The 25,698-nt window shown below is 39.8% G+C and carries 25 protein-coding genes and 3 pseudogenes; 14 read left to right on the top strand and 14 right to left on the bottom strand.

The features are described from left to right. The first annotated feature begins 1 nt into the window (after position 1). The 14 genes and pseudogenes from RCZ04_RS00590 to hisS all read left to right on the top strand — a co-directional run bounded on the left by RCZ04_RS00590 (position 2) and on the right by hisS (position 11,623). Positions 2 to 520 (top strand): annotated as a pseudogene (locus RCZ04_RS00590) (GNAT family N-acetyltransferase). Positions 521 to 725: 205 nt separating this feature from the next. Further along, positions 726 to 1,826, top strand: a complete 1,101-nt coding sequence (locus RCZ04_RS00585; RefSeq protein ID WP_460483983.1) for an efflux RND transporter periplasmic adaptor subunit — start codon at positions 726 to 728, stop codon at positions 1,824 to 1,826. A gap of 74 nt (positions 1,827 to 1,900) precedes the next feature. After that, on the top strand, positions 1,901 to 2,410 hold the full coding sequence (locus RCZ04_RS00580; protein ID WP_460483982.1) for an Ig-like domain-containing protein: 510 nt from the start codon (positions 1,901 to 1,903) through the stop codon (positions 2,408 to 2,410). A gap of 38 nt (positions 2,411 to 2,448) precedes the next feature. Continuing rightward, a complete protein-coding gene (locus RCZ04_RS00575) occupies positions 2,449 to 3,843 on the top strand; it encodes an outer membrane factor lipoprotein domain-containing protein (protein ID WP_460483981.1) in 1,395 nt (464 codons plus the stop codon). Between the two features lie 118 nt (positions 3,844 to 3,961). After that, positions 3,962 to 4,702 (top strand): hypothetical protein, encoded by a 741-nt coding sequence (locus tag RCZ04_RS00570; protein ID WP_460483980.1) that lies wholly within the window; start codon positions 3,962 to 3,964, stop codon positions 4,700 to 4,702. A gap of 160 nt (positions 4,703 to 4,862) precedes the next feature. Beyond that, a complete protein-coding gene (locus RCZ04_RS00565) occupies positions 4,863 to 5,501 on the top strand; it encodes a peptidase E (protein ID WP_460483979.1) in 639 nt (212 codons plus the stop codon). Positions 5,502 to 5,713: 212 nt separating this feature from the next. After that, entirely contained in the window at positions 5,714 to 6,268 is a 555-nt protein-coding gene (locus RCZ04_RS00560) for an RBBP9/YdeN family alpha/beta hydrolase (protein ID WP_460483978.1), read from the top strand. A gap of 9 nt (positions 6,269 to 6,277) precedes the next feature. Beyond that, entirely contained in the window at positions 6,278 to 6,952 is a 675-nt protein-coding gene (locus tag RCZ04_RS00555) for an SMI1/KNR4 family protein (protein WP_460483977.1), read from the top strand. A 53-nt stretch (positions 6,953 to 7,005) separates the two neighbouring features. After that, positions 7,006 to 7,158 carry a hypothetical protein gene (locus RCZ04_RS00550; RefSeq protein WP_460483976.1) on the top strand — a complete coding sequence of 51 codons (153 nt, stop codon included), beginning with the start codon at positions 7,006 to 7,008 and terminating at the stop codon, positions 7,156 to 7,158. Between the two features lie 117 nt (positions 7,159 to 7,275). Beyond that, complete coding sequence (locus RCZ04_RS00545; protein ID WP_460483975.1) at positions 7,276 to 8,484, top strand: ROK family transcriptional regulator; 1,209 nt, start codon at positions 7,276 to 7,278, stop codon at positions 8,482 to 8,484. Then, on the top strand, positions 8,481 to 9,263 hold the full coding sequence (mazG, locus tag RCZ04_RS00540; protein WP_460483974.1) for a nucleoside triphosphate pyrophosphohydrolase: 783 nt from the start codon (positions 8,481 to 8,483) through the stop codon (positions 9,261 to 9,263). The genes RCZ04_RS00545 and mazG overlap by 4 nt, the downstream gene beginning before the upstream one ends. A gap of 56 nt (positions 9,264 to 9,319) precedes the next feature. After that, positions 9,320 to 9,622 carry a DUF6922 domain-containing protein gene (locus RCZ04_RS00535; RefSeq protein ID WP_460483973.1) on the top strand — a complete coding sequence of 101 codons (303 nt, stop codon included), beginning with the start codon at positions 9,320 to 9,322 and terminating at the stop codon, positions 9,620 to 9,622. Then, complete coding sequence (locus RCZ04_RS00530) at positions 9,570 to 10,238, top strand: nucleotidyl transferase AbiEii/AbiGii toxin family protein (protein WP_460483972.1); 669 nt, start codon at positions 9,570 to 9,572, stop codon at positions 10,236 to 10,238. Before RCZ04_RS00535 ends, RCZ04_RS00530 begins: the two co-directional genes overlap by 53 nt. 8 nt (positions 10,239 to 10,246) lie before the next feature. Beyond that, positions 10,247 to 11,623, top strand: coding sequence for a histidine--tRNA ligase (gene hisS, locus RCZ04_RS00525; protein ID WP_460483971.1), 1,377 nt, complete (start codon positions 10,247 to 10,249; stop codon positions 11,621 to 11,623). 109 nt (positions 11,624 to 11,732) lie between these two features. Here the strand turns inward: hisS and RCZ04_RS00520 are convergent, their stop codons facing one another. The 14 genes and pseudogenes from RCZ04_RS00520 to RCZ04_RS00455 all read right to left on the bottom strand — a co-directional run bounded on the left by RCZ04_RS00520 (position 11,733) and on the right by RCZ04_RS00455 (position 25,416). Further along, entirely contained in the window at positions 11,733 to 12,983 is a 1,251-nt protein-coding gene (locus RCZ04_RS00520; protein ID WP_460483970.1) for an amino acid kinase family protein, read from the bottom strand. 266 nt (positions 12,984 to 13,249) lie between these two features. Beyond that, positions 13,250 to 13,942, bottom strand: a complete 693-nt coding sequence (locus RCZ04_RS00515) for an OmpA family protein (RefSeq protein ID WP_460483969.1) — start codon at positions 13,940 to 13,942, stop codon at positions 13,250 to 13,252. Between the two features lie 23 nt (positions 13,943 to 13,965). Next, entirely contained in the window at positions 13,966 to 14,460 is a 495-nt protein-coding gene (locus RCZ04_RS00510) for a lipocalin family protein (protein ID WP_460483968.1), read from the bottom strand. Positions 14,461 to 14,531: 71 nt separating this feature from the next. Beyond that, positions 14,532 to 15,293, bottom strand: a complete 762-nt coding sequence (locus RCZ04_RS00505) for an MBL fold metallo-hydrolase (RefSeq protein WP_460484067.1) — start codon at positions 15,291 to 15,293, stop codon at positions 14,532 to 14,534. An 84-nt stretch (positions 15,294 to 15,377) separates the two neighbouring features. Further along, the gene (gene rpmH, locus RCZ04_RS00500) at positions 15,378 to 15,536 is read right to left on the bottom strand and encodes a 50S ribosomal protein L34 (RefSeq protein WP_002669412.1); all 159 of its coding nucleotides are present in this window, start codon (positions 15,534 to 15,536) and stop codon (positions 15,378 to 15,380) included. Between the two features lie 104 nt (positions 15,537 to 15,640). Next, a complete protein-coding gene (locus RCZ04_RS00495; RefSeq protein ID WP_460483967.1) occupies positions 15,641 to 16,402 on the bottom strand; it encodes a peptidase associated/transthyretin-like domain-containing protein in 762 nt (253 codons plus the stop codon). A 93-nt stretch (positions 16,403 to 16,495) separates the two neighbouring features. Further along, positions 16,496 to 17,788, bottom strand: coding sequence for a phosphopyruvate hydratase (gene eno, locus RCZ04_RS00490; RefSeq protein ID WP_460483966.1), 1,293 nt, complete (start codon positions 17,786 to 17,788; stop codon positions 16,496 to 16,498). 101 nt (positions 17,789 to 17,889) lie between these two features. Beyond that, entirely contained in the window at positions 17,890 to 18,360 is a 471-nt protein-coding gene (locus tag RCZ04_RS00485) for a DinB family protein (RefSeq protein ID WP_460483965.1), read from the bottom strand. Between the two features lie 102 nt (positions 18,361 to 18,462). After that, on the bottom strand, positions 18,463 to 19,560 hold the full coding sequence (gene carA / locus RCZ04_RS00480; protein ID WP_460483964.1) for a carbamoyl-phosphate synthase small subunit: 1,098 nt from the start codon (positions 19,558 to 19,560) through the stop codon (positions 18,463 to 18,465). Between the two features lie 161 nt (positions 19,561 to 19,721). After that, positions 19,722 to 21,008 carry a T9SS type B sorting domain-containing protein gene (locus RCZ04_RS00475; RefSeq protein WP_460483963.1) on the bottom strand — a complete coding sequence of 429 codons (1,287 nt, stop codon included), beginning with the start codon at positions 21,006 to 21,008 and terminating at the stop codon, positions 19,722 to 19,724. Between the two features lie 256 nt (positions 21,009 to 21,264). Then, a complete protein-coding gene (locus RCZ04_RS00470; RefSeq protein WP_460483962.1) occupies positions 21,265 to 23,091 on the bottom strand; it encodes a zinc metalloprotease in 1,827 nt (608 codons plus the stop codon). A 77-nt stretch (positions 23,092 to 23,168) separates the two neighbouring features. Beyond that, a pseudogene (locus RCZ04_RS00465) lies at positions 23,169 to 23,504 on the bottom strand (T9SS type B sorting domain-containing protein); the annotation flags it as partial. A gap of 902 nt (positions 23,505 to 24,406) precedes the next feature. Continuing rightward, positions 24,407 to 24,613 (bottom strand): annotated as a pseudogene (locus RCZ04_RS00460) (reprolysin-like metallopeptidase); the annotation flags it as partial. Next, on the bottom strand, positions 24,610 to 25,416 hold the full coding sequence (locus RCZ04_RS00455; RefSeq protein ID WP_460483961.1) for a zinc metalloprotease: 807 nt from the start codon (positions 25,414 to 25,416) through the stop codon (positions 24,610 to 24,612). The pseudogene RCZ04_RS00460 and the gene RCZ04_RS00455, both read right to left, overlap by 4 nt. Positions 25,417 to 25,698: the final 282 nt, after the last annotated feature.

Raw genomic sequence — 25,698 nt, 5'->3', positions numbered from 1 at the left:
TATGACAATCCGACAAATCACCCTTGCCGATACCGCTGCCCTACAAGCGATCGGCAAACAAACATTTTTTGAAACCTTTGCGGCGACGAATACCGAAGCCGATATGCAACAGTATCTTAAGAAAAGCTTTGCAACAGCCAAGGTACAACAAGAACTCTCAAACCCCAATTCACTGTTTTTCTTCGCAGAAGAAGCAGGCGAGGTACGAGGCTATCTAAAAGTAAACTTTGCCGATGCTCAAACCGAATTGCAAGACCCTTAAGCGATGGAGATAGAGCGCATCTATGTGCTCAAATCCTTTCACGGCAGTGGGGTAGGGCAGGAGCTCTACCAAAAAGCCATAACAGTAGCTCGTGAACAAGCTGTACAATACGTATGGCTCGGCGTATGGGAGCAAAACCCCCGTGCCATTCGCTTCTATGAAAAGAACGGATTTGTACCTTTTGACAAACACGTATTTGTCCTCGGTAACGACCCACAAACCGATATTTTAATGAAGAAAACTTTAACAAAAGATTAACGCGTTCCCGCGCTTGTCTATAATTATTTTTGCCGTACCTTTGCACCACGACAACAAAACCACATAACACCCAAAAACAAGGAAGTGTTTTTTTGTAAAACGCTTCCTTTTTAGTATATTATTTTTAATAAAATTATCTTTCAGACCTGTCCAAATTCTCTGACCTGTCTGATAGCTAACCCCTAAATCTAAAATAACAAACATTATGAATAAAATCTTTTTAGCAGCAACAGCTATCGCATTGGTAGCTTGTAATAACGGAAATCAGCAACAGCAAGGATCTCAAGGTACTGTGTCCTACCCTGTGATTGTGGTAGGCGAACAAAATACCGTCGCAAACCTCTCTTACCCTGTGAATATCGAAGGGGTGGTGAATAGTGCCGTACAAGCCAAAATATCTGGCTATATCACCAAAGTATTAGTAGACGAAGGTCAGGTAGTAACCCAAGGGCAAGCGCTCTTCCAGCTCGAAACCCAAACCCTTAACCAGTCCGCTGCTTCAGCCAAAGCAGCGGTAGAAGTCGCTAAGGTAGAAGTAGATAAATTGGTGCCTTTGGTTGAAAAGAACATCGTGAGCCCTATCCAGCTCGCTACTGCCCGCGCCAATCTGCAACGCGCGCAAGCCACTTACAATGAGGTGGCGAGCAACATCGGTTTTGCGGTCGTAAAAGCACCCGTGAGTGGGGTAGTAGGTGCTATTAACTTCCGCGAGGGAGCACTCGTAAATGCCAATAACACAGTGCTCACTACCGTATCCGACGTGAAAGAGGTATATGCCTACTTCTCAATGAACGAAAAAGAATATCTCAACTTTTTAGGCAATACCGAAGGCAACACTACTGCCGAGAGACTCAAAAATTTACCCGAGGCTTCTTTGGTGTTAGCTAACGGAAAGGAATATGCCGAGAAAGGCAAGATACAAGCCGTAACCGGTCAGATTGATGCTACTACCGGTAGTATGCAGTTCCGCGCAACATTTCCTAACCCTAACAAGGTGCTCACCAATGGCAATAGTGGTACGATCAAAATTCCACAACACTTTAACAACTCGCTTGTTATCCCCGAAGTAGCTACTTTTGAGCAACAAGGAAAAGTATTCGTGTATAAAGTTGAAAAAGATACCCTCAAGCAAGCCGTCATCACCCTTAAAAATCGCGCCGATAACTATGCCGTAGTAGAAAGCGGACTCCAAAAAGGGGATGTCATCCTCGCTCAAGGTCTTAACAAAGTACGCTCAGGCGTAGTTATCAAACCCGAACCCATCTCAATGGACAGCCTCGTAAAGAAAATTCAACCCATTTTCTAAGGTAATACTAACAAGTAATAGCACTTTGACAAAGTCTCAAACTTTGTCAAAGTCTTCATTTGTCACTTGTCATTATGAAATATTTATTTTTATTTTTCTTCTCTCTGCCCCTCACAGCCCAAATCACTGTCACAGGAAAGGTTACTAATTATTATTTGGATAAAGAACAAACTTCTTTTATCTATACTGATACAGGAAAAAGAGCACGTATAGATAAAAATGGACTTTATTCTATTGAAGTAAAACAATGGGACGTAATTAAATTCTATGAACCTAACGTTTGTTTTGTAGTTATTGAGAATGCCCCTAAACAAACATACAATACTTCAATAGCTCCCCTGCCTAAAGGAATGATTTGTGTGGAATATACTTACACTTGTGGTATTTGTTTTTTTCTTGATGGAAAACCTGTGAAGGAAGAAAATAGAGAACAATTTAAAGAAAACTTACGCAAAGGGGTATTTGCTAAATATACATTACTTGTAGAGGATAAATTAAAGGAGAAGTATGGTTATTTTTATTCTTATGGTGTAGATGCTTATACTAAGGAATATTTAGAAAAACAAGAAGATACCTCTCTATAATTGTTAATTATTAATTGTGAATTGTTAATTGAAAACTTATGAATAAATTTTATAAATCATTCGCTATAGCTGCTATAGCCTTTACCCTTACCGCTTGCGCAGGTCGCAAAGCTTACGAGCGTCCGCAAGCCATTGACGAAAAGCTCTTCCGCACCGATAGCCCCGCTACCGATGCCCAGAGCGACGCCTCCCTCTCGTGGCGCAACATCTTCACCGACCCGCTCTTGCAACAGCACATCAGCAAGGCACTGAGCCAAAACCTCGATGTGCGTATCGCCTTGCAAAGCGTACAATCGGCGCAGGCATACCTGAAGCAAAGCAAAGCGGCATTTGTCCCTACCCTCTCAGTAGGTGCCAACTACACCCGCAGTACTTCCTCCCTCAATGCAGGAGGCTTTGCTACCGACCGCACTTACAACAATGCGTTCGATATCACAGGCACTGCCTCTTGGGAAGCCGACATCTGGGGCAAGCTATCGGCTCAAAAACGCGCTTCTTACGCCAGCTATTTGGCTACTTTGGAAGCCCAAAAAGCCGTGCAATCCGAAGTAGTCGCTACCTTGGCAACTGCTTATTACCAACTCTTGATGCTGGACGAACAGAAAAAGGTGCTTGAACAAACGATTGAGTTCCGCTCTCAAAGTTTGGAAACGACCAAACAACTCAAAAATGCGGGTTCTACTACCGAAGTAGCGACCAAACAAATCGAAGCACTCGTGTACAACGCACAGGCGCAACTCATTACAGTGAATAATAGCATCTGGGCATTGGAGAATACGATCTGCGTACTCTTGGGCGAAGAACCCCATACGATAGAACGCTCTACGCTTGCAAGCCAACAATTCCCTACCCAATTCCGTCAGGGGTATGCTGCGAGTTTGCTCGAAAACCGTCCCGATGTGGCACGTGCCGAACTCAACCTGCGCAACGCCTTTGAACTCACCAATGTAGCGCGTTCCAATTTTTATCCTACCCTTACCCTTTCCGCCCGCGGGGGTATCAGCAGCACCGAACTCGATACGTGGTTCTCTGCCAAGTCAATGTTTGCTAATTTCGTGGCAGGATTGGCGCAACCTATCCTCAACCGCCGACAAATACGCACCCAATACGAGGTACAACAAGCCGCTCAAGAAACCGCTTTGCTCAATTTCAAGAAAGCCATTCTCTCTGCCGGCAAGGAAGTGTCCGATGCGATGCGTCAGTTCAGCTCGCAAGACGACTTCGTTCAGCTCAAAACCAAAGAGATGGAAGCCTATCAGCAAGCTACCGACTATTCCAAACAGCTCTTTGACAGCGGTATGGTAAACTATCTCGAGGTCATCACTGCCGAAGTAAACCGCCTCAACGCCGAACTTAGCGTTGCCAACGCCCAGTTTACCCGTATGCAGTACGGCATTACCCTATACAAAGCCCTCGGTGGTGGCTGGCGGTAGTGCGAGCCGCACAGGCAATTACACACTTTGCCAAAGTTTCAAACTTTGGCTAAGTTGATTTCAGCCTCGTCTGCCCAGTCTGCCTTGTCTGATAACAAACAATAAACCATTAATAATTATGCAATCACGTGAAAACATCCAAGAATTGAACGACCATTTACAGGCGTTCCCAAAGGCAGAAGACATCTTTACGAAAGACCAACAATGGCTTTCAAAGCACTTTCTGCCCCTGATGAGTATCGATTTAGCAGAAATCAACCCCGATTGGGCAGGACAAAAAGTGTATATGTTATGCCCTTTTGAGGCAAATATAGGATATATGGGGGGAAACACTACCGAATATCACAATGAATACACCGCCCCTAACTGGGTAACGTTCAAACTCACCGATGATAACAAGTTTGAGTTCTTAGGAAATGAAGGATTTTTTGAAAGAACTAAATATCATAACTGGGATTTTGATTCTAAAGAAGAGAAAGAACTTCAAGAAATGGTGGAGTCCTATGAGCAAAGCAAGAAAAACATAATAAAATACGGTACCTTAGTAGATACAAATTATCCCGAATATAAAGGTAAACCTAATAGAGTAAATTATTTGAACAATTTAGGTGGAGATATATGGAGTGGAAATTGGCAAGGCTCTATTGATGATGGTGAGTATCCAAAGGCTTTCGATATGCAATTGGAGTATGAAAGACAACCCTCACCTGATTGGATTAAAATTTCATACCAAGGAAATCCATTTTATTTTATTGCAGATACAGCAAGTTATGATTGGTGTAAGGGGCATATAGATGCTATCATTATGTTTTACGAGCCCGTAAGCCGTATCGTACTATTCACTTTTGATTATTCGTAAATTGATTAAGCAATTTGAATATATTAACAATTTAATTAAATCATTAATTACCCGTGCGGCTCGTATCGAATGAAAACACTCATTATAGTAACACCCTCGCTGGCGCGAGCTTGTAGCTCGTGCCTCCCTATTCGTCCAATAACAGCAATTATTATCACAAATGAAAAGATTATTTTTAACCTCATCGTTCAGTTCAGTAGCAAAATTGTTTGAAGATTTTGCAGGTGAACCCATAAATGGGAAAAAACTTGCTTTTATCCCAACAGCAAGTTTGGTAGAAAAAGTGCGTTTTTATGTAGATGATGATAGAAAAGCCTTTGAAAAATTAGGTTTTATCATAGAAGAATTAGAAGTTTCTACCGCTACTACCGAAGAAATAGCCCAAGCATTAGAGCAAAATGATTATATTTTTATCTCTGGAGGGAATACATTCTACCTAATGCAGGAACTAAAAAAGAAAGGAGCAGACAAGCTACTTATAGAACAAATTAATAACGGAAAGTTGTACATAGGTACTTCGGCAGGTTCTATCATTGCTTCTCCTAATATTGAGTTCGTTAGTGATATGGATGAAACTAAAAAAGCTCCAGAATTAACTGATTATTCAGGATTACATTTGGTAGATTTTTACTTTTTGCCTCATTATTTGAACTTCCCTTATAAGGAAATTACTCAAAAAATAGTAAACGAATATTCACAGAAAATAGATTTGCGACCTATTTCTAACAATCAAGTAATTACGGTTTTAGGTAATGAAATAAAAACGCTTGAAAAACCTAAACGAGCAACTAAGAAATAGAAAGTTTTGTTGTGTTAGTTTCTCAATATCCCCCTTTGGAGTTTATTAGAGGAAGGTTTTTTAATATATTGCTTTACACTTTACTAAAATGAAAGCGTAGAAAAAAGTCAAAAATTGCTATTAAATAAATAATTTATATGAAAAATATATTATTAATATTAGTTTTAAGTGTCTTTTCTCTAAGTTATGCACAGAATAAAAATACTAAAAAAATGGAAAAACAAGTGTATATAGTACACGGATATGGCGCCACACCCGATAATCATTGGTTTAAGTGGTTAGAAGAAGAATTAAAAAAGCATAAAATTAAAGCTTATCGTATTGCAATGCCTTCTCCTGATAATCCAAACGTTGATGATTGGATAGCAACACTTAAAAAACAGGTGAATGTAACACCTCAAACAGTAATAGTAGCGCATAGCTTGGGTACGATTACTACTCTGGATTTCCTATTGGAGAGCAAAAAAGAACCTAAAGGTATCGTACTCGTATCGGGATTTTATGAACCAGTACCCAATTTTGAGAGCTTAAACCCATTTGTAGAGAAGTTTTCAAGTTTCAAGCGGTTACCAATGGTAGGTAAAGCAGTGGTTATTTCAGCTATAGATGACGATATAGTACCCACTCAGCTAAGTGATAATCTCTCTCGCTTGCTCAATTGTGAGTTTATTCGTCTTCCACAAGGGAAACACTTTCTCGACCGAGGAGGATATACTGAATTTCCATTAGTGAGAGATAAAGTATTAGATATCTTTAAGGAGAAATAACAACAAATTATGCCCAACATCTTATTGCAACAATTAGAAAACGCACTTCCCACAGGAATGCAAATCCCCGAAGAACTCCGTGCGCTCTACCAGTGGATAGAGGACAACGGCTATTGTGAGGAGAATGACGGGGTGCGTTACGGCTATCTCTATCCGCAAGACAAGCTAAGAGAAAGCTGGACAGAGGACGAACGCGAAGGTGGTACCGATATTTCGTTTTATGTAGCAACTCCTTCAGAACGTGAGGAACTGTTAGAGATTTCTTATGGGGAGCATAAGGAGGAAGCAGCTCGCCGTTTGATTTCTTTTGCACAGAGTGGAGGTGATGGTTCGGAATGTGCCTTGTGGTTGGACGATGAGGGAAATACCCAAATCGTGCATATCGGGTCGGGTTCAGGCTCTATGATGACCTGTGTATTGGTGAAAAACGGCTTGGATTTCTTGCGCCTTTTAGCTATTGGCTACGATGAAATTTGCTGGGATAGTGAATTAGCGACCCCACCTAATGAAGGAGAGAATGAAACATTTATCCACCCTAATACGAAATACCAAGAATGGGTACAAAATACCTTTCACACCACTATCCCCAAAATAGGTTTAGAGGTCGTTACCCCTCACGGAATGGACGATGACGATACCGATGACCCTTTTTTGAATTGGTTTTATGAGATGACAGATGAATAGAAACAAGCAACTTATTTATGATAATGATAAATATAACCAATTAAAAAGCTGTTATGAAGGACAAAAATAATGAAAGAAAAGAGTTTAGAGAAAAACTATTAAAAGGTCTTTCTCTTGCTTATCAGAAAATGATAGCCGAAAAACGTAAAAACAACCAACAAATAGTCGTGCGCCGTGAAGGCAAAATCGTTACGATTAACCCGTAGAGGAAAGAAATAAATGCTAATTACAAACATCAATTAATTTTTTATTATTGCAATTTTATTAAAATATTTTTAGTAATTTTGCGTTACCATTACAATAATGATTAAGATTAAAATGCTATGGGACTAAAATTCTTAGAAGAAATTAAACAGGGCATCAGAAGTGCTTCATTGAAAAAGGATATTATCTGTTATTACATCAATAATGGAGATAACACTCTCGCTGACCTCGGTAAAGAACTGAACTTCAGTGTACCCACCGTTGCCAAAATGGTGGGTGAACTGATAGACGACGGTATAGTGATGGACTTTGGAAAGATGGAAACCCCAGGGGGTAGGCGTCCCAACATCTATGGATTGAACCAAAGTTCAGGATATTTTATAGGTGTAGATATCGCTCAAGGAAACGTTCATATAGGTCTCATTAACTTTAAGGGAGATTTGATAGATGAACAGATGGATATCCCTTTTGAAGAAGTACAACCGCACGAACGTTTTGAACGTTTATGCGAAATTGTTGAAGATTTTATGAGCCATACAGTGGTACCAAGGGATAAAATACTGAGCATTGGTATTAATATTTCGGGGCGTGTGAACTCTCAAACGGGGCATTGTTATAGTTTCTTTTACTTCGATGAACGCCCGCTTACCGAAATGTTTGCAGAAAAATTGGGCATAGATGTCTCTATTGATAATGATTCGCGCGCAATGGCTTACGGTGAATATATTAAAGGTCGTGTGCAGGGTGAAAAAGATATCCTTTATGTGAATGTAGGCTGGGGATTAGGTTTAGGAATCATTGTTAATGGGCAGCTATACTATGGTAAATCAGGTTTTTCAGGAGAGTTTGGACATATTACTTCCTTCGATAACGAGATATTATGCCACTGTGGCAAGAAAGGTTGCTTAGAAACAGAGGCTTCGGGCTCAGCTCTTCACCGTAAATTCTTGGAAAAATTGCATAATGGGCAGTCGTCTTTGCTTACGCAACAGAAGGAAAATGAAGGCAGAATCACTCTCAACGATATCATAAATGTTGCTTTGCAAGAAGATATGTTGGCTATCGAACTCATTGAAGAGGTGGGAAATACCTTAGGAAAGCACATTGCGGGACTCATCAACCTGTTTAATCCTGAATTGGTGATTATTGGTGGTACGCTTTCTAATGCAGGCGACTACTTGATGTTGCCTTTGCGCAGTGCTATCAAGAAGTATTCGTTGAATTTAGTGAATAAAGACTCTTCGATAAAGGTATCAAAATTAGGTGATAAGGCAGGTCTATTAGGGGCAAGCCTCCTCGCCCGTAGTAAATTTATAGGATTGATATGAGAGAGCAACAACTTCAGGCTTTTGGGAGACTCCTCGATATAATGGACGACCTGCGTGCGAAATGTCCGTGGGATAAGAAACAGACAATGGAATCGTTGCGCCATCTCACTATTGAGGAAACTTATGAACTGGGTGACGCTATCCTTAGTGGCAATCTGCAAGAGGTGAAGAAAGAACTCGGCGATTTGTTGCTTCATATTGTTTTCTATGCCAAGATAGGTAGTGAAACGGGTGCTTTTAACATTGCTGATGTAGCCAATGGTGTGTGTGAAAAACTCATTGAACGGCACCCACATATTTATGGAGATGTGAAAGTAGACAACGAAGACGATGTGAAGCGTAATTGGGAGAAAATAAAACTCAAAGAAGGCAATAAGAGCGTACTGGGTGGTGTGCCTAAAAGTTTACCAGCTTTAGTAAAAGCTACTCGTATACAAGACAAAGTGGCAGGTGTAGGCTTCGATTGGGATAATATAGACGATGTTTTTGCGAAGATAAAGGAAGAAATAGAAGAACTACACACCGAAGTAAAAGCCCAAAAGCAGGCGAATATTGAGAGTGAGTTTGGCGACGTTCTTTTTAGTCTTATCAACTACGCCCGATTTTTGAAAGTAAATCCTGAAGATGCCTTAGAGCGCACTAATCGGAAGTTTATAACTCGGTTTCAATACTTGGAGCAACAGGCTGCTGAGCGAGGAAAATCACTTAAAGATATGACCTTACAAGAAATGGAAACCTATTGGCAAGAAGCTAAAGAAGACGCTAAGAATAGTGATTGAACATTCTATGATTGTTAATAAATCTTATCTTTGTATTGTGAAGAAAAAACTAAACTATGAACACTGATTTAGACAAAGAATTCAAAGCAAATATACACCCAAGAGTGTTTTGGGACTGCCATTTCGATAAGTTAAGTCTTAAAGAAAGTAAGTACTTTATGATTGCTCGTACCTTAATGCGAGGTACAGATAAAGAAATACAATTCATCGAAACACATTTTTCGTTAGAGGATATTTTAAAAGCAGTAGAGAAGTCTCCCGAAGCTGATGCCGTATGCAAGAATTATTATAGATATATTTATAATTATGTTACTAAAAGAAAGCAAAGCGATAGGAGAACCTCAGAAAAAATTGCTTAGAGAGTTAATGACATTAGATATCTTATCCGATGATTATTGTTTAGCAGGAGGTACTAATTTAGCTTTTCGGTATCAGCATCGCATTTCAATAGATTTAGATATCTTTAGGTTCAATAAAAACTCTAATAAAGATGCCAATATGGCTCTTTTTGGTGAGATAAAAGATGTTTTTGGTGACTCAGTCATACTGATTGATATTTCTAAAATAGGTATTTTTATGTATATCGAAGATGTTAAAGTAGATATTATAGAATATCCCTATCCTTTCTTTAACATAGAGACTATTGATGGCATTCGTTTGGCTTCTAAAGAAGATATTTGTGCGATGAAAATGAATGCTATCATAGGAAGAGGTAGCCGAAAAGACTTCTATGACTTGCACCAATTATTGAAAGAGTATACCCTTGATGAGCTAATTGAGTTGTATAAGAAAAAATATCATATTGATAATATGCAAATGATAATGCGTTCCCTTATTTATTTTGATGATGCCGATGACAAAGAGTTTAAAAATAATGATGTAATTAGTTTACAGAAAGAAGATTGGAGCACTATTAAAGAGAATATAAAAACCGTTTATAACGACTTATTAAAGAAAAACACTACCCTAATATAATAACGATAATGGCAATACAAAAACCAAGCATACCTAAAGGCACTCGTGACTTTTCACCAGCCGAAGTAGCCAAACGCAACTTTATTATCAACACTATTAAAAATACTTTTAACACCTTTGGATTTCAGCCTATTGAAACGCCCAGCTTTGAAAATTACGATACATTGATGGGTAAATATGGCGAAGAAGGTGACCGTCTTATCTTCAAGATACTCAATTCAGGTGATTTTACACAAGGAGTTAAACAAGATGATTGGGAAACTAAGAATACTCAGAAGCTTACTCCCCAAATATCAGAAAAAGCACTCCGCTATGACCTTACAGTTCCTTTTGCACGTTATGTGGTGCAACACCAAAATGAACTAATATTCCCCTTTAAACGTTATCAAATTCAGCCTGTATGGCGCGCCGACCGTCCGCAAAAGGGGCGTTTCAGAGAGTTTTACCAATGCGATGCCGATGTGGTGGGCAGTACGAGCTTGTGGCAAGAAGTGGAATTTGTACAGCTTTATGATGCTGTATTCACAGCGCTTAATCTTAAAGGGGTGACTATTAAGATGAACAACCGTAAAATTCTCAGCGGTTTTGCCGAAGTGATAGGGGAGAGTGATAAACTCATCGACTTTACCGTAGCTCTCGATAAGCTTGATAAGATAGGCGAGGAAGGTGTTATCAAAGAAATGATGGCAAGAGGTATCAGCGAAGGAGCTATTAGCAAGTTACAACCTATATTTGCACTTCGAGGAACTTTTGCTGAAAAGCTCACTTCTTTAAAGGAGATACTAAAAACTTCTGAAACGGGCTTAAAAGGTATCGAAGAGCTGGAGTTTATAGTACAGCAGGTAGAACAACTCACCTTACAAACGGCTATTTTAGACCTTGATGTCACCCTTGCACGTGGGTTGAATTATTACACAGGAGCTATTTTTGAGATTGCTGCTCCAGCAGGAGTGCAAATGGGGTCTATTGGTGGAGGTGGACGTTATGATGACCTTACGAGCATCTTTGGATTGAAGGGGATAAGTGGTATTGGTATCTCGTTCGGCTTAGACCGCATAGGCTTGGTGATGGAAGAACTCAACCTTTTCCCTGAGTCACTCAGCAATAGCGTAGAGGTGCTCTGTATAAATTTTGGCAATAATGAAGCCTTACAGAGTATGAAACTATTGAAAGAGTTGCGTAAACTCGGAAAGAGAGCAGAACTATATCCTGATGCTACTAAGATTAAAAAGCAAATGGAATATGCTAATAAGCGAAGTATTCCGTTTGTAGTGATGATTGGGGAAAGCGAGCTTACTAAAAATACTTTTGTATTGAAAAATATGATTAATGGCACTCAGAAGGAATGTAGTTTTGATGAGGTAAATGAAGCATTGTTTCAATAATATGAATTATAAAATAAATACAAAGGGACTGATGATATATCAGTCCCTTTTTTATTGTATGCTTTGTTTGGTTGTTGTTTAAACAATAACTGATAATAAGAAAATAAATTTACTTCACTATTATCTGAACCGTATCCGAAGCCACTTGTTTAAGCAGCACTTCTTTGTTCATTTCTACTTCTTTTATAGCCTCTTCTGTAGCGTGGCGAATGGTAAAAAGGGTTACGTTCTCAGTTACTGATACCTTAAAGCGTTCTTCTAACCTTTCTAATAGTTCAGTTAGGGTATCGAACTTGTTGTCTACGCATACTGAAAAACTAATAGCCGAGTTCTGTATCACACTTACTTTCATCTTAGCCTTGTGTAAATTCTTAAAGATATAGCTAATTCCTTCTTCCATTATAAATGAAAAGTCAAGTGAAGAGAGGGAAAGTAGTATTTGTTCTTTCTTTAGGATAAAGCAAGGTACCTTTGGAGATAATTCAGCTACATTACACACAGCACTTCCCTCAGCAGTAGGATTTAAAAACGAACGTACATAAAGAGGGATTTCTTTTTGTTGTAAAGGTTGCAGGGTTTTAGGGTGTATTACAGAGGCGCCGTAGAAGGCGAGCTCTATAGCTTCCTTATATGGAATTTTATGCAAGAGCTCAGTATGCTCAAAATATCGTGGGTCGGCATTAAGAACACCAGGTACGTCTTTCCATATCGTTACACTATCGGCATTTAAACAATAGGCAAAAATAGCCGCTGTATAGTCGGAGCCTTCGCGCCCCAAGGTAGTTGTGAAGAAATTCGCATCACTTCCCAAGAAACCTTGTGTGATGTTCAACAGTGACTTGTTAATATGTGTGCGAATATTACTTTGCGTTTCTTCCCAATCAATAGATGCATCACGGTAATTACTGTCCGTTTTTACAAGATTGCGCACATCTATCCACGTGTTTTTAATACCGTTGTCATTCAAAAACTGACTGATAATAGTGGTAGAAATCAGTTCGCCAAAGCCAATCACTTGGTCATATACAAAACTGTGTTTTGGTGACTTGTTTCGTTCTAAGAAAGAAGTAAGTTCTGCGAATAAGCCATCTACTTTCCAATACACAGGATGATTTTCATCAGCAAATAGCTCGCGAATGATATGGTAGTGAAAGTCCTTTATCACCTGAATGCTTTGCTCAAGTTTATCTTGTTCCTTAAAATAACTATTTACTACCACCTCTAAGGCATTGGTAGTCTTTCCCATCGCCGAAATAACGATGAGTGTATTAGCATAGCCTACCGTTTCTAATATTTTAGCGACATTGCGCACGCCTGCAGCATCTTTTACTGAGGCTCCTCCAAATTTAAATATCTGCATTTTTTTTAGGTAAGAGGTAAAAGGTAAGAGGTAAAAATACCAATGATACCTGATTATACTGAGATTAATAGTGCAAAGGTAGTGTATTTTAGTGAAAAGAGAAAAGTGAAAATGGAAAAAATGTCATTTAGAAGTGACATTGTTATATTTCTAACGAGCTTTTTTACCCGCTATTTAGTATTTATTGCCAAGGGAAAATGAAAATAAGCGTTGAGAATTATGTCTCTCAACGCTTACTTAAATGTGTTAATACCAAAGTAATCCTTTTATTTGTTTCCAGCTTGCTTTTTAGCGTCTGCTTTCATCTTTTCATTAGGAACAATTACCACGTTCACACGACGGTTTTTAGCGCGTCCATCAGCAGTTTCATTACTTGCAACAGGGTTCTTTTCGCCATACCATTTGGTAGTAAAACGGCTACTTGCTAAGCCTTTACTCTTAAAATAGTTGGTAACGGCTTGTGCACGGCGTTGTGAAAGTCCTAAATTGTATTCATCTGTACCTACACTATCAGTATGACCAGCTACTATCACGTTAGTATCAGGGTACTCTTTAAGGATAGCAGATAGTTTATTAAGTGTTTGTCTTGACTTCTCATTGATATTATACTTATTAGTATCGAAGTACACACCACCGTTATTTTCGTCAAAAGTAACTACAATTCCGTCGTCTACACGTTTTACATCGGCACCTGGGATTTCTTCTTCTATTTTTTTAGCTTGTTTATCCATTTGGTTTCCGATAACAGCTCCTGCAGCACCTCCTACTACAGTACCAAGTACCGCACCGAGTTCACTGTTTTGTCCGCTACCTACGTTGTTTCCTAAAATAGCTCCTAATAAAGCTCCACCAGCAGCACCAATTACAGCACCGCGCTGTGCTTTGTTAGTATTGTTGTATGCCTCACAACCGGTAAGCAATACAGCTGCCGATAAGGCTAAAACTACGATTTTTTTCATCTTCTGTTTGTATTAATCTTTAATTATTTTACGAAATTCATAGAGATAACAAAAGGTTTGCCATCTACTCTTACAGTTTGTTCCCACACCATTGAGTCATCAGAAATACTTGCTAAATGCAAACGAATACCTGCATTGGTGTCAGATTTGTACTTCTCATTAGTAGGTTTTAACAAGAAATCATAGTATCCTGTTGATTTGTCTATCTCTTGTACAATGAAAATGAAGTTTCTTTGCCCTGTTGAACAACCACTTGCGTTAATAGTATAGTGTCCGCGGTTGTTGTTAGGCACAAACTTCCAAGTACTACCTTCAAAACATTCTTTTGAGGTATCATTCAATAAGGTAACATTAAATTTACCTTTCTCACTATAAGTGATAGATTGTAAAGTCCATTCGCCTTTAATAGCTTTATTAGCTATATTCGTCTCTTTTGGTTTTGCAGTCATTGAGCCTGAAGAACTCTTACAAGCCATTACCAATACTGCCATTACAAGTAAAAGTGCAATTTTTTTCATCTTTAATTGTTTTTGATTACGAGGGCAAAAATATACTTTTTTTTTTCGTCCACCTAATAATTAACTAAATATTAACATTCTATTACTAAGTTATCATATGCCAAAAATACATTTTTAGGTAATCTTTTTTGTATCTCATCGTGGAAACCAAAGGTTTGACTCACGTGTGTCAGATAGGTATACTTAGGTTGTATATCTTCTATAATTTCTAATGCTTCCGATAAATTAAGGTGTGTGGGGTGTACTTCATCTCTCAGGCAATTCAGTACTAACACATCTAAATCCCTCATTTTTTTTCTTTCTCTCTCTTTTATATATTTAGCATCGGTGATATAAGCAAAGTTTTCAATGCGGTAGGCTATAATAGGCAAGTTGCCGTGCATTATGTGTATAGGCTGTATTGTTTTACCACGGAAACTAAAAGGGGTATTATCAATCTCGTGAACCATTACCGAAGGGGCTCCTTCATACCTGTTTTCAGTAGCAAAGATATAAGCAAAACGCAGTCTCAGTTCATCAATCACTCTTTTTAATCCGTAAATAGGCATATCACCTTGGAGGCGAACAAAAGGACGAATATCGTCCATACCTGCAGTATGGTCGGCGTGCTCGTGAGTAAAAAGAATAGCTTCTAAGTGCTGTACGTTATTGGAAAGCATCTGTTGTCTAAAATCGGGGCTACAATCAATAGTGATATTGGTATTGTCCCAACTGATGAGTGCCGAAGTGCGTAAGCGTTTGTCTTTTGGATTAGTACTCTTGCCTACGGGGTGGTTGCTGGCTATTACGGGAACTCCTTGAGATGTACCTGTGCCTAGGAAAGTAATTTTCATCATAATGATAAATGATAAATGGTTAATGATTAACTTTTACAAGTCATTAATCATTAACCACTAACCATTAAACAATTTAAATTGTTATTTTTTATGTCTTGGCTCAGAGGATACAGTGAGTTTTTTGCGTCCTTTAGCGCGACGACGTGCTAATACTTTTCTACCATTGGCAGTTGCCATACGTTCTCTGAAACCGTGTTTATTTCTTCTTTTTCTCTTTGAAGGTTGAAATGTTCTTTTCATTGCTTGTTAATCTTTAAAATCTTATTAAAAATGATACTTTATCTCTCTATTTTATCAATAGCGGGGCAAAAGTACATCATTTTTTTGGAATGACAAAATATTTTTTATTTTTTCTTGTGTAAGACTCTATATTCCTCGTAACACTGACTAATAGCTTCAAGCACTTGTAAGTCGTTAGCTGTCATTATAAAATCATTAGAATAGTTGCAAGAACGAATAATATCTTCTAATTCACTACGGTTTACTTGCAAAAGTTCTAACAAGGTTTCGCGGTCATAGCGGGTAGAAAGGGCATCGCTCAGCTCGTTGTCTTTACGCATCTCTCGCAGTTTACGCATCTCTCGACCTTTAGCACTAAACGAGCGACTCAGCAAGTCAGCAGGATTCATTACGGCACTCAGTACGCGCCCTACGGTACTGGCACTCGCCCTGCTTTCGTAGCCTATCTCTAAGCCCGAAACGCTGTAACGTGTATTGTTGTTGATAGGAGCATTTTTAGCATCAATGTCTAAATACCCAGTAAGTTTATAAGGGGTAACCACTACTTCTTGTAATGCATAAGCAAGCTCTGTCATTCCTATTTTCAATCCTTGATATTTTACCATATCATTGGTAACCCTTATTTTAGTAGATTTATACCCTAAAAAAGAAATGTAAAGAGTATCATTAGCACTTACTCTAATGCTAAAATCACCTTTTTCATTGGTAGTAGTTCCTCTTACTTTATTGAGGTTCAAAATATGTACATTAGGCATAGGTTTATTGTTCTGTACGCTATAGATGTGGCCGTGCAACTCAGTTTCTTGAGCTACAAGTGTAGTCATTACACACAAAAACATATATAACCACAATATTTTTTTCATCATAGTTACTCTTCTTTTAAGGGTAAAAAAGAGGTGTTCGAGAGGGCGAACCACAATTCGCCCCTACGTTCGAACACCTTTTGTAAAATTAAAACATTAGTTTTTTACATTGAAAGCTTTTTCTTTAGGATAGTAAGCTACTGAACCTAAAGACTCTTCGATGCGGAGCAATTGGTTGTACTTCGCCATACGGTCAGAACGAGAAGCAGAACCAGTTTTGATTTGTCCGGTGTTGAGCGCAACGGCCAAGTCGGCGATGGTGTTGTCTTCAGTTTCGCCAGAGCGGTGAGACATTACGGCAGTGTAACCAGCGCGGTTAGCCATATCTACAGCAGCGATAGTTTCAGACAAAGTACCGATTTGGTTTACTTTGATAAGGATAGAGTTGGCGATACCTTTGGCGATACCTCTTTCAAGGATAGACACGTTAGTAACGAACAAGTCATCACCTACCAATTGAACGCGGTCACCGATTTTGTCGGTAAGGAGTTTCCAACCATCCCAGTCGTTTTGATCCATACCGTCTTCGATAGAGATGATAGGGTATTTAGCTACTAACTCAGCTAAGTAATCAGCTTGTTCAGCTGAAGTGCGCACTTTACCTTTAGCGCCTTCAAAGATAGTATAGTCGTATTTACCATCTTTGTAGAACTCAGATGAAGCACAGTCTAAGGCAATCTTAATGTCTTCACCCCATTTGTAACCTGCTTTGTTCACCGCTTCTTTGATAGAATCAAGGGCATCTTCGATGTCTTTGAATGCAGGAGCGAAACCACCTTCGTCACCTACAGCAGTGCCAAGACCTTTGTCGTGTAATACTTTTTTAAGGTTGTGGAATACCTCAGCGCCCATTTGGATAGCTTGTGAAAAGTCTTTAGCGTTCACAGGCATAATCATAAATTCTTGGAAAGCGATAGGGGCATCGGAGTGAGCACCTGCGTTGATGATGTTCATCATAGGTACAGGCAAAGTGTGAGCACTTACGCCACCTACGTAACGGTACAAAGGCAAGCCGAGTTCTTCGGCAGCAGCGCGAGCTACAGCCAATGAAACACCGAGGATAGCGTTAGCTCCTAATTTAGATTTGTTAGGAGTACCGTCAAGCTCGATCATAGTTTTATCGATAAGGTTTTGTTCGAAAACGTTCATACCTACGATTTCTTCAGCGATGATATCGTTTACATTGGCAACGGCTTTGAGAACGCCTTTACCCATATAATCTTTACCACCGTCGCGCAATTCAACGGCTTCGTATTCACCAGTTGAAGCTCCAGAAGGAACAGCAGCTCTACCGATGAAACCGTTTTCGGTTTCTACATCTACTTCTACGGTTGGATTACCACGTGAATCCAAAATCTGACGTGCGTGCACGCTTACAATAATACTCATATATTTTGTTTTTAATTATTTACTTTGTTTTAGGCCATAGGCATTAGGGATTGTGATGCAAAAGGGACAATTGAACTGTGTTAATTGTTAATTATCAATTGTTAATTGTCAAAGCTTTCTCTTCCCCAAAAGAAAGGTGGTTCAATGCCTAAGGCGCGGAGGTAGGTATAACCTTGTCCGCGGTGGTGACTTTCGTTTTCAATAAAGTATAATATCCATTGAGCAAAGCTAAAAGTCATTTGATAAATAGTAAATGACTGGGTGTAATCACCTACTTTTTGCCATTCACGGTCAAGAATTTCTGTAGCTCTATCCCATAAGGCTAATACTTCAGCTTTAGTTGTAGGAAACTGACCTTCTAAGAAAAGTGTGTGTTGTTCCTGAAATCTTTCTTTAAAAAGATAGTCCATAACTCTCAAAAACTCCTCTACCATTGCTGAAAACGGACGTAGATTTGCAATATTGAACTCAAAGAGGTCTTTCTCGGGGAAAGCCTCAATCACTTTGCGGGTGAGGGCACGTACATCTTTTAGGTTAGTGAGTAGTGCTGTGGGGGTAAGTAATTCTTTCATTTATTATTAAAATTAATCAAAAAGTTATATTTCTTGTATGATGGCCATCGCTACTTCCCCCTTTGAAGGGGGGTGGGGGGGATGTTCTCCTATTTTTTTTGATTATTTCATTAACTCTGCAAATTGGTCGAATAGATAGGTGGCATCGTTGGGGCCGGGGCCTGCTTCGGGGTGATACTGTACGCTGAAGCATTTTTTACCTTTGATACGCAAGCCCATCACGGTATCGTCGTTCAGGTGTGTGTGGGTGATTTCAACCTTAGGATTGGCTTCGGCCTCTGCCCTATTCACGGCAAAACCGTGGTTTTGAGAGGTGATTTCACCTTTGCCCGTAAGCAAGTTCTTCACTGGGTGATTGATACCGCGGTGACCGTTGTGCATTTTGTAAGTGCTAATGCCATTGGCTAAGGCGATAATTTGGTGACCTAAGCAAATGCCAAAAATAGGCAAATCTTCGTCTATCATTTGTTTTACTTGAGCAATGACCTCGGTGAGCGGTTCAGGGTCACCAGGACCGTTGGACAAGAAATAGCCATCGGGATTCCACGCTTTGAGTTCACTCAAGGGCGTGTTGTACGGAAATACTTTGATGTACATATCACGGGCAGCCAAGTTGCGCAAGATATTCTGCTTGATGCCGAAATCAAGGGCAGCGACTTTGTACTTCGCCTCAGGATTGCCAAAAAAATAAGGTTCAGTAACCGACACTTTGGATGCCAATTCTAAACCTTTCATATCGGGGACTTGTTGCAAGCGCGCTTTGAGCACTTCTAAATCGTCGGTTTCAGTGGAAATAACGGCGTTCATAGAGCCATTGTCGCGAATATAGCTCACCAAAGCACGAGTATCGACTTCGCATATAGCTACCAAGTGATTGCGGTCTAAAAAGTCTTTGAGGGTTTCCTCGGCACGAGCACGAGAGGCATCGTAGCTAAAATTTCGGCAAACGAGACCTGCAATTTTCATACCATTTGATTCGTAATCATCGGCAGCGATGCCGTAATTACCGATATGGGCATTGGTAGTTACCATAATTTGACCGAAGTAAGAAGGATCGGTAAAGATTTCCTGATACCCAGTCATACCCGTATTGAAACACACCTCGCCAAAAGCAGTGCCTTCATAGCCAACGCTTTTGCCATAGAAGGCAGTGCCATCGGCGAGGAGGAGAACGGCTTTTTTCTTTTGTTGATACTTCATTGTGTTATTTCCTTAAATCGAGTGCAAAAGTACAAAATATTTTTGAAATATAAAAATCAAAGATATATTTTTTTGACTTGAACCTGTCAAATTTATTCTGAAATACAATCAATTTTTGCCTTACCTTCGCTTTAGGTTCGCTCTTCCTTAATAGTTTTTGCTTATCTCACATATAAGAAACCTTTGCGTTCTTCTTGTTTCCCGTTGTAATAGTATTTTACTATATAGAAATAAGTTCCTGCTAATCGCTTATTACCTATCGTTTTCACGTTTGGATATCCTCTAAAATAATCTCCGTGCTCTCCGTAGTGGCTATTTTCGTAAACTTTGAGTCCTATCTCATCAAAAATGAAAACACTGATAGGCATCTTTGGGTCAGTATTTTCTATCTTGAAATAGTTCTGTGGGTTATCTGTAGATACTCCATTGTAAATTACTAATACTTCTTGAGGTTCTATTTGGGGCTGAGGTTGTGGATTTTGACCTTTAGAGCTGATCGTAATTACTTGCTGGTGGGTTACTTGGTTGCCACATACATCGGTAGCCACCCAAATGTAAGTAACTTTTTCTTTGGTCTCGGTTTTTGAAGGAACAATGGTTACTTCACCGCCACAATTGTCATTGGCGGTAAGCGTTGTTTGTGGAGGAATAGCCTCACCTTCCTTAAGGGTTATATTTTGAGGTAATGCACCTACAAAAGTAGGGGCAATGTTATCATTTATCGTGATAATTTGCTTGTAAGTAATAGGTTGCATAGGGTTACAATCGCTAATAGCGGCATAGGTGCGTTCAATTACGTACTGATGTGCACAAGTTCCTGTTTTTTTTACATCGTTGTGAGACACGCGCACGTTAGTGCAAGCTCCTTGAGTAGTAGGGTTGGTGGGTGCAGGTATCTCACCTTCACAAGCCACGGTTAGGTTTTGAGGAAGTGCTGAAGGCACGAAAGAAAGAGTCCCTGGAGCGGTAGTGCTATTGGGGTCGATAGTGATATGTTGTACGTAGCGGTTTTCGTTGCGCGAGTAATCGCTTACATACCATACACGTTCTACCACTTCTTTACCGTTGAGAGTAATCACATTAGAGCTTTTAATTATTTTATAAGTAAGGTCGCCATTGCAGTTATCGGTAGCGGTAAGGCTTTCTTGAGGAGGTATATCATCTTTTGATTTCACGGTATAATCTTTAGGGTAAGACGAAAACTCAGGTTTTTCGGTATCGCCTACTTTTAAGATTTGTGTATGGGTAATAGGGATAGCGTTAGGGGCATAGGCTGTCCAGTGGCGACGTATCACGTATTTCAACTCATTTTCGCCGAGTTTGGCTTCTTGGAGCTCCACTTGAATATCATCAGCGCCTGTAGCCTTGAGTTCAGGGGCAGGAGGAATGCTGTTGAGACAACCTATTTTGTCATCTTGAGGAGGGTTCACCCACTGAAGGGTGTGCAAGGTAACTTCTTTTTCTATATAGATAAACTGCTCAAAAGTAACGGTATTTTTGCAATCATCAGAGGCTGTCCAAGAGCGTTTGTAATAAGTATCGTGTTTTTCTTCTTTATAAGTAAGTGTTACTTTGCTACCATCTTTATTACAAGAGGTTGTAGCGGTTACATTGGCTTTTTCGGGGATAGCATTCGCTTTAACCCTTACTACAGGATCAGGGAGGTTTTGAAAAGTAATGCTAGGTTTTTCGGCTTTATGTGAGTTAGGGTATTTTTTTTATTGCGATAGCAATATGGTCAATTACTTCAATTTTAAAAGTAGGGTAAACATAATTAGGATAGGCTTTAGAAGGAGCTGCATTAACGGGAAAAATCACATCAGCTTTTCCATTGTTAGGGATACTTTCTGCTAATACATATTTAAAGGTTGCTCCCTCATCATCAGAATATAGAATACGTACCTTACTATTTTTACCAAATATCTTTTCATCAACTCCCCAATGAATCGTTATTTTTTTACCTCTATTGATTGTTTCCCAAGCTGGAGTTGTCAAATTAGTAATGCTAAAAGGAGTTCCTTTTTCTACTTTCAGTTTGGTTTCTACCACATCATAGCGTACAGGGTGAGGCTTGTTTCCTTTATAACCCCCATCGTTTACGCCAAGCCAAAAGGTAAATTCACCTGTTTCTCCTTGTTTTAAGTAGCTATAGCGTTCTACACTACGACCGCGCTGGCGGTCTTGGAATACAAAAGTAGGGTCTTGCGAGAACTTAAAGGAGGTAAATTTGGCTTTACCCAAATCACTCGTACCAAAGGCAAAGTCGGCTTGATGGGCAACATAGAGCATAGGGTCGCCATCGGGGTCGGTAGCGGGGATGTAGAATTGAAAGTTCGTATCAGGAGGGATGGTGTAGCTTTTTTTAATTTGGGAGCGGTCGATGATGGGAGCGCGGTTATTCGTTTCTACTCCATAGACTTTGTTTTGGAACTTTGTATTGGGGGCACCTTTTTGATTTTTATCAGTATAATACTCGGATGCGCTATTTGACATCGCTTCTTTCATTTTGTGGATTGAGGGCAAAGAGAAGAAGTTATCATAATGGTGGCCATAGCTCATAATAGAAGAACCACAGCCAGGTTCAGTGTGATAAGTGTATTTACCACAATTTGTAAAAGTGTGCAGAGAGCCGAAGAGGTGACCTACTTCGTGCATAAGGGTTGTATCAGAAGAGCTATCGGTATACAAATCGCCTTTATTTTCCTCGCGATAAGCACCTCCTGATGAAGCTAAACCAGACGCAAAGTTATTAAAATTGGTTATCATTCCGCCGAGGTCATAAATCTCAGGTTCAATGAGTGTATTAATTTTATTGGTAATTGTATACACCTCGTTATCGCCTTGAACTTTAATACCGTCGTAGAATTGCTTCTCTTTTGTATCAACGATAAGGCGTTCGTCATTGACCATTGTAAAAGTTACGCCTACTTCGCGGAGGTAGAGTTCGTTGAGGAAAGTTTCGGCACGTGCCCAGAAGTTTTTTACATATTCTTTGTTTGATTGGAAGTATCTTCGAAAAGCATTGTAATCAACTGCTAAAGCAAAGCGGTAGTGACGGAGCACGCTATCGGAATAGATACCTGCGGGCACTTTGTTAGGGTTATTTTCGGCTTGTAAGGCAGGGCGCCCTGTAGGAGAGATAGGAGCGGTGTGCGAATGCGATTGCCCCTCGTCTACCCCACATTTACCTTCTGCTTGTAGGGTTACTTTTAATTGTCCTTTTTCGGTGGTAAAGAGGTATTCCTGTCCGCCCCATTGCACGCTTCCTGAGATAAAATCAGGTCGAACAGAGAGGACGCCTACTAAGTTCCCCTCGTAATACCCTACGAAGGTACGAATGCCTTCTTTGGCAAAGGAATTTTGGCGGAGTTGCCACTCAATAGGGTCGGTACTGTTTTGAGGTAGCGGTACTTGCCATTGTATGGTGGTAGCATTCACAAAACGCGCGGTGAGTGTGGTAATGCTTTGTTGGGCTTTTATAGAGAGGGTAAAAGCGATAGTTAGGATAAAGATTCTGAAAATTGCTTTCATTTGATTCAGATAAAAGGTAAGAGACTTTGTCAAAGTACTTGGACTTTGACAAAGTGTGTGACGTTCTTATGTATTTTTTATTTAATGTACAGATAGCCTTTTTGGGTTTCGAGTTGTCCGTTGAGGTAATAGGTAACAATATAGAAATAAGTACCAGCTAAGGCTCTGTTACCGATGACTCCTCTTATGTTAGCTTGCCCTCGGAAATAGTCACCGTGTTCACCGTAATGATTGTTCTCATAGACTTTAAGTCCCATTTCGTCAAAAATAACTACCGTGATAGGTTGAGCGGTATCAGCTCCTTCTATTTTAAAATAGTTTTCGGGGTTAGTGGTCGAAACAGCGTTATAGATGATAGTGGTGAACGAGTCAGACGAAGCAGAGGGGTCAGATGGTGTTGGGTTAGGCTGAGGTTAGGTTTGCTATCATCGGCTTTGAGCGTGAAACCACCATTGGTATAAGGTGTAGTAGTAGAAAGCGCATAAGCGAGATTGCCAATTACTTCTATTTTTATCACCCCTGCCCCCACTTGGCGGTTGTAATTGCCTTCGGTGGTGCCAATGGCTACATTGGGTAAAGTAACCGTATAGGTACCTGTGTTAGGCACACTTTCAGCTAACACATATTTATAAGTCTTGCCAAGGTCGTTGGAGAGGAGGATACGCACTTTGCTATCACTGCCAAAGATATTTTTATCCACTTGCCAATGCAAAGGCACCTCTTCGCCTGCTTTGTACTGGTGAGAAGTAGGGGAGCTACCTTTGTTAGTATTCACAAAATCAGTGATTACAAAAGGCTTTCCTGATACAATTTTTACGATGGTTTCTACCACATCGTATTGAGTGAGGTGATTAGGGTTTCTCGAATTTTGGTCGGCTGCACCCACCCAAAAAGTATATTCTCCTGTACCATTGAAGTGAGAATATTTTTCAAGTTCATACACGTTGCCCTTCTTTATATAGCGGTCTTGAAAGCGGATATTGTTATCAAGCGAAGGTTTATAGGTAAGGAATTTGGTGTTGCCCCACTTCCAAAAATTTCTATCAGCAGGGTGCGCCATATACATCATTGCATCGCCATCGGGGTCGGTTGCTTGAATGTAGAACTGAAAATAAGTGTCTTGGGGAATCGTGTACTCTTTTTTAATAGTTTTTCTATCGATAACGGGGGGCTTGCTATTAGTCTTCACGCCGTAAACCAAGTTAGAACCTCCTGGAATAACAATACCCCCTACCTTTGTAAGTTCTTTGTCACTATAATAGGCTAAGGTATTACCCAGAAGTTTTCGGATAGAGCGCAAGCTCGGAAGAGAGATAAAATCACGAGGTAGTTTTTCTATATGACCATAGCTCATAATAGATTGCCCATAGCCTATTTCAGTTTTTTCTGAATCACCATTGCGCCCTAATCCAAAGGTGTGACTTGCACCAAACATATGACCTATTTCGTGTGCCACGGTAGAAGGATTTGGGTACGACACCACCGCATTCGCTTTTGTAAAATCTTCATAAGCTGAGTTCATCGATGCAAGCCATTATACCCTTCAGTCATATTCGTGATATTAACCGCTAAGTCATATTTTTTCTTGTCATAATGCTCATTGAGGGTGATAGTCCCGTAGGTACAAATATGATCACCACTTGTTCGCGGTTTGTACAAAGGGTGTTCTTTATCTTTAAAAATAAGCGCCTCATCATCTATTACCTGAAAGCGCACTCCTGCATCACGAGGGTATAATTCATTGAGAAAAGCTTCCGTATTTGCCCAGAATTTCTTCACTTCATCTACACTATTGTGGAAGTCTGAAGAAAACTTATAGTAGTCTATCACCAAGGCAAGCCGAAAGTGCCTAAACACACCATCGGTAAGAATGTAGGTGTCGGGGGTACGATAGAGAGCGTTGTAATACTCGGGTTGCGTAATAGGTTTGCGAGCAGTGGGGCTCTCGGTAGGCAAATGGGTTACACCACAATCGTGATTACCAGTAAGTTCTTTTACTGATAGTTTCCCATTGGCAGTTGTAGCCAATTGATAATCTTTGCCTGCCCAAGTGAGGTTTCCGCTAACCGAATGCGTATCCAAGGACAGCGTACCTATCAGTGTATTCTCGTAGTAGCCTACAAAAGTACGAAGCTCTTTCTTATCAAAAGAAGAAGTGCGCGCTTGCCATTGTACAAGCGTGAGAGGTTGGTTAGGGATGGGCACTGCCCATTCTACAGAAGATTGTTGTGCAAAAAGAGCAATGATGTTTTGGACATTAGTTTGAGCGTTGGCTACTTCTATGCTTAGGCATAACCAAAACAAGCAGCGTAGTATTGGTTTCATTAATTTGAGTTTTTAGTACGGTGCAAAGGTACGCAGTTTTTCAAATATAGCAATACCCTTAATATAAATTTTACTAATAAAGCTATTACCCAATATAATAACTTCTCTTTTTATACGCAGTTACTTACTACCGGTAATTATGTATGAACTTTGCTAAAGTTGAAAATCTACTAATAAACTTCTCTTTAACTCTACCTTAGCTTTATGTTTTCTTCGCCTTAGGTTCGCCTTAGCTTCGTCATTCCTTCACTGTAGAGCCACTTATCATTCGTTCATTGTTCG

This window comes from Capnocytophaga sp. HP1101, assembly GCF_054772415.1.
Note: the sequence above shows the minus strand (reverse complement) of the source record. Positions and strands in the feature narration are given on the sequence as shown.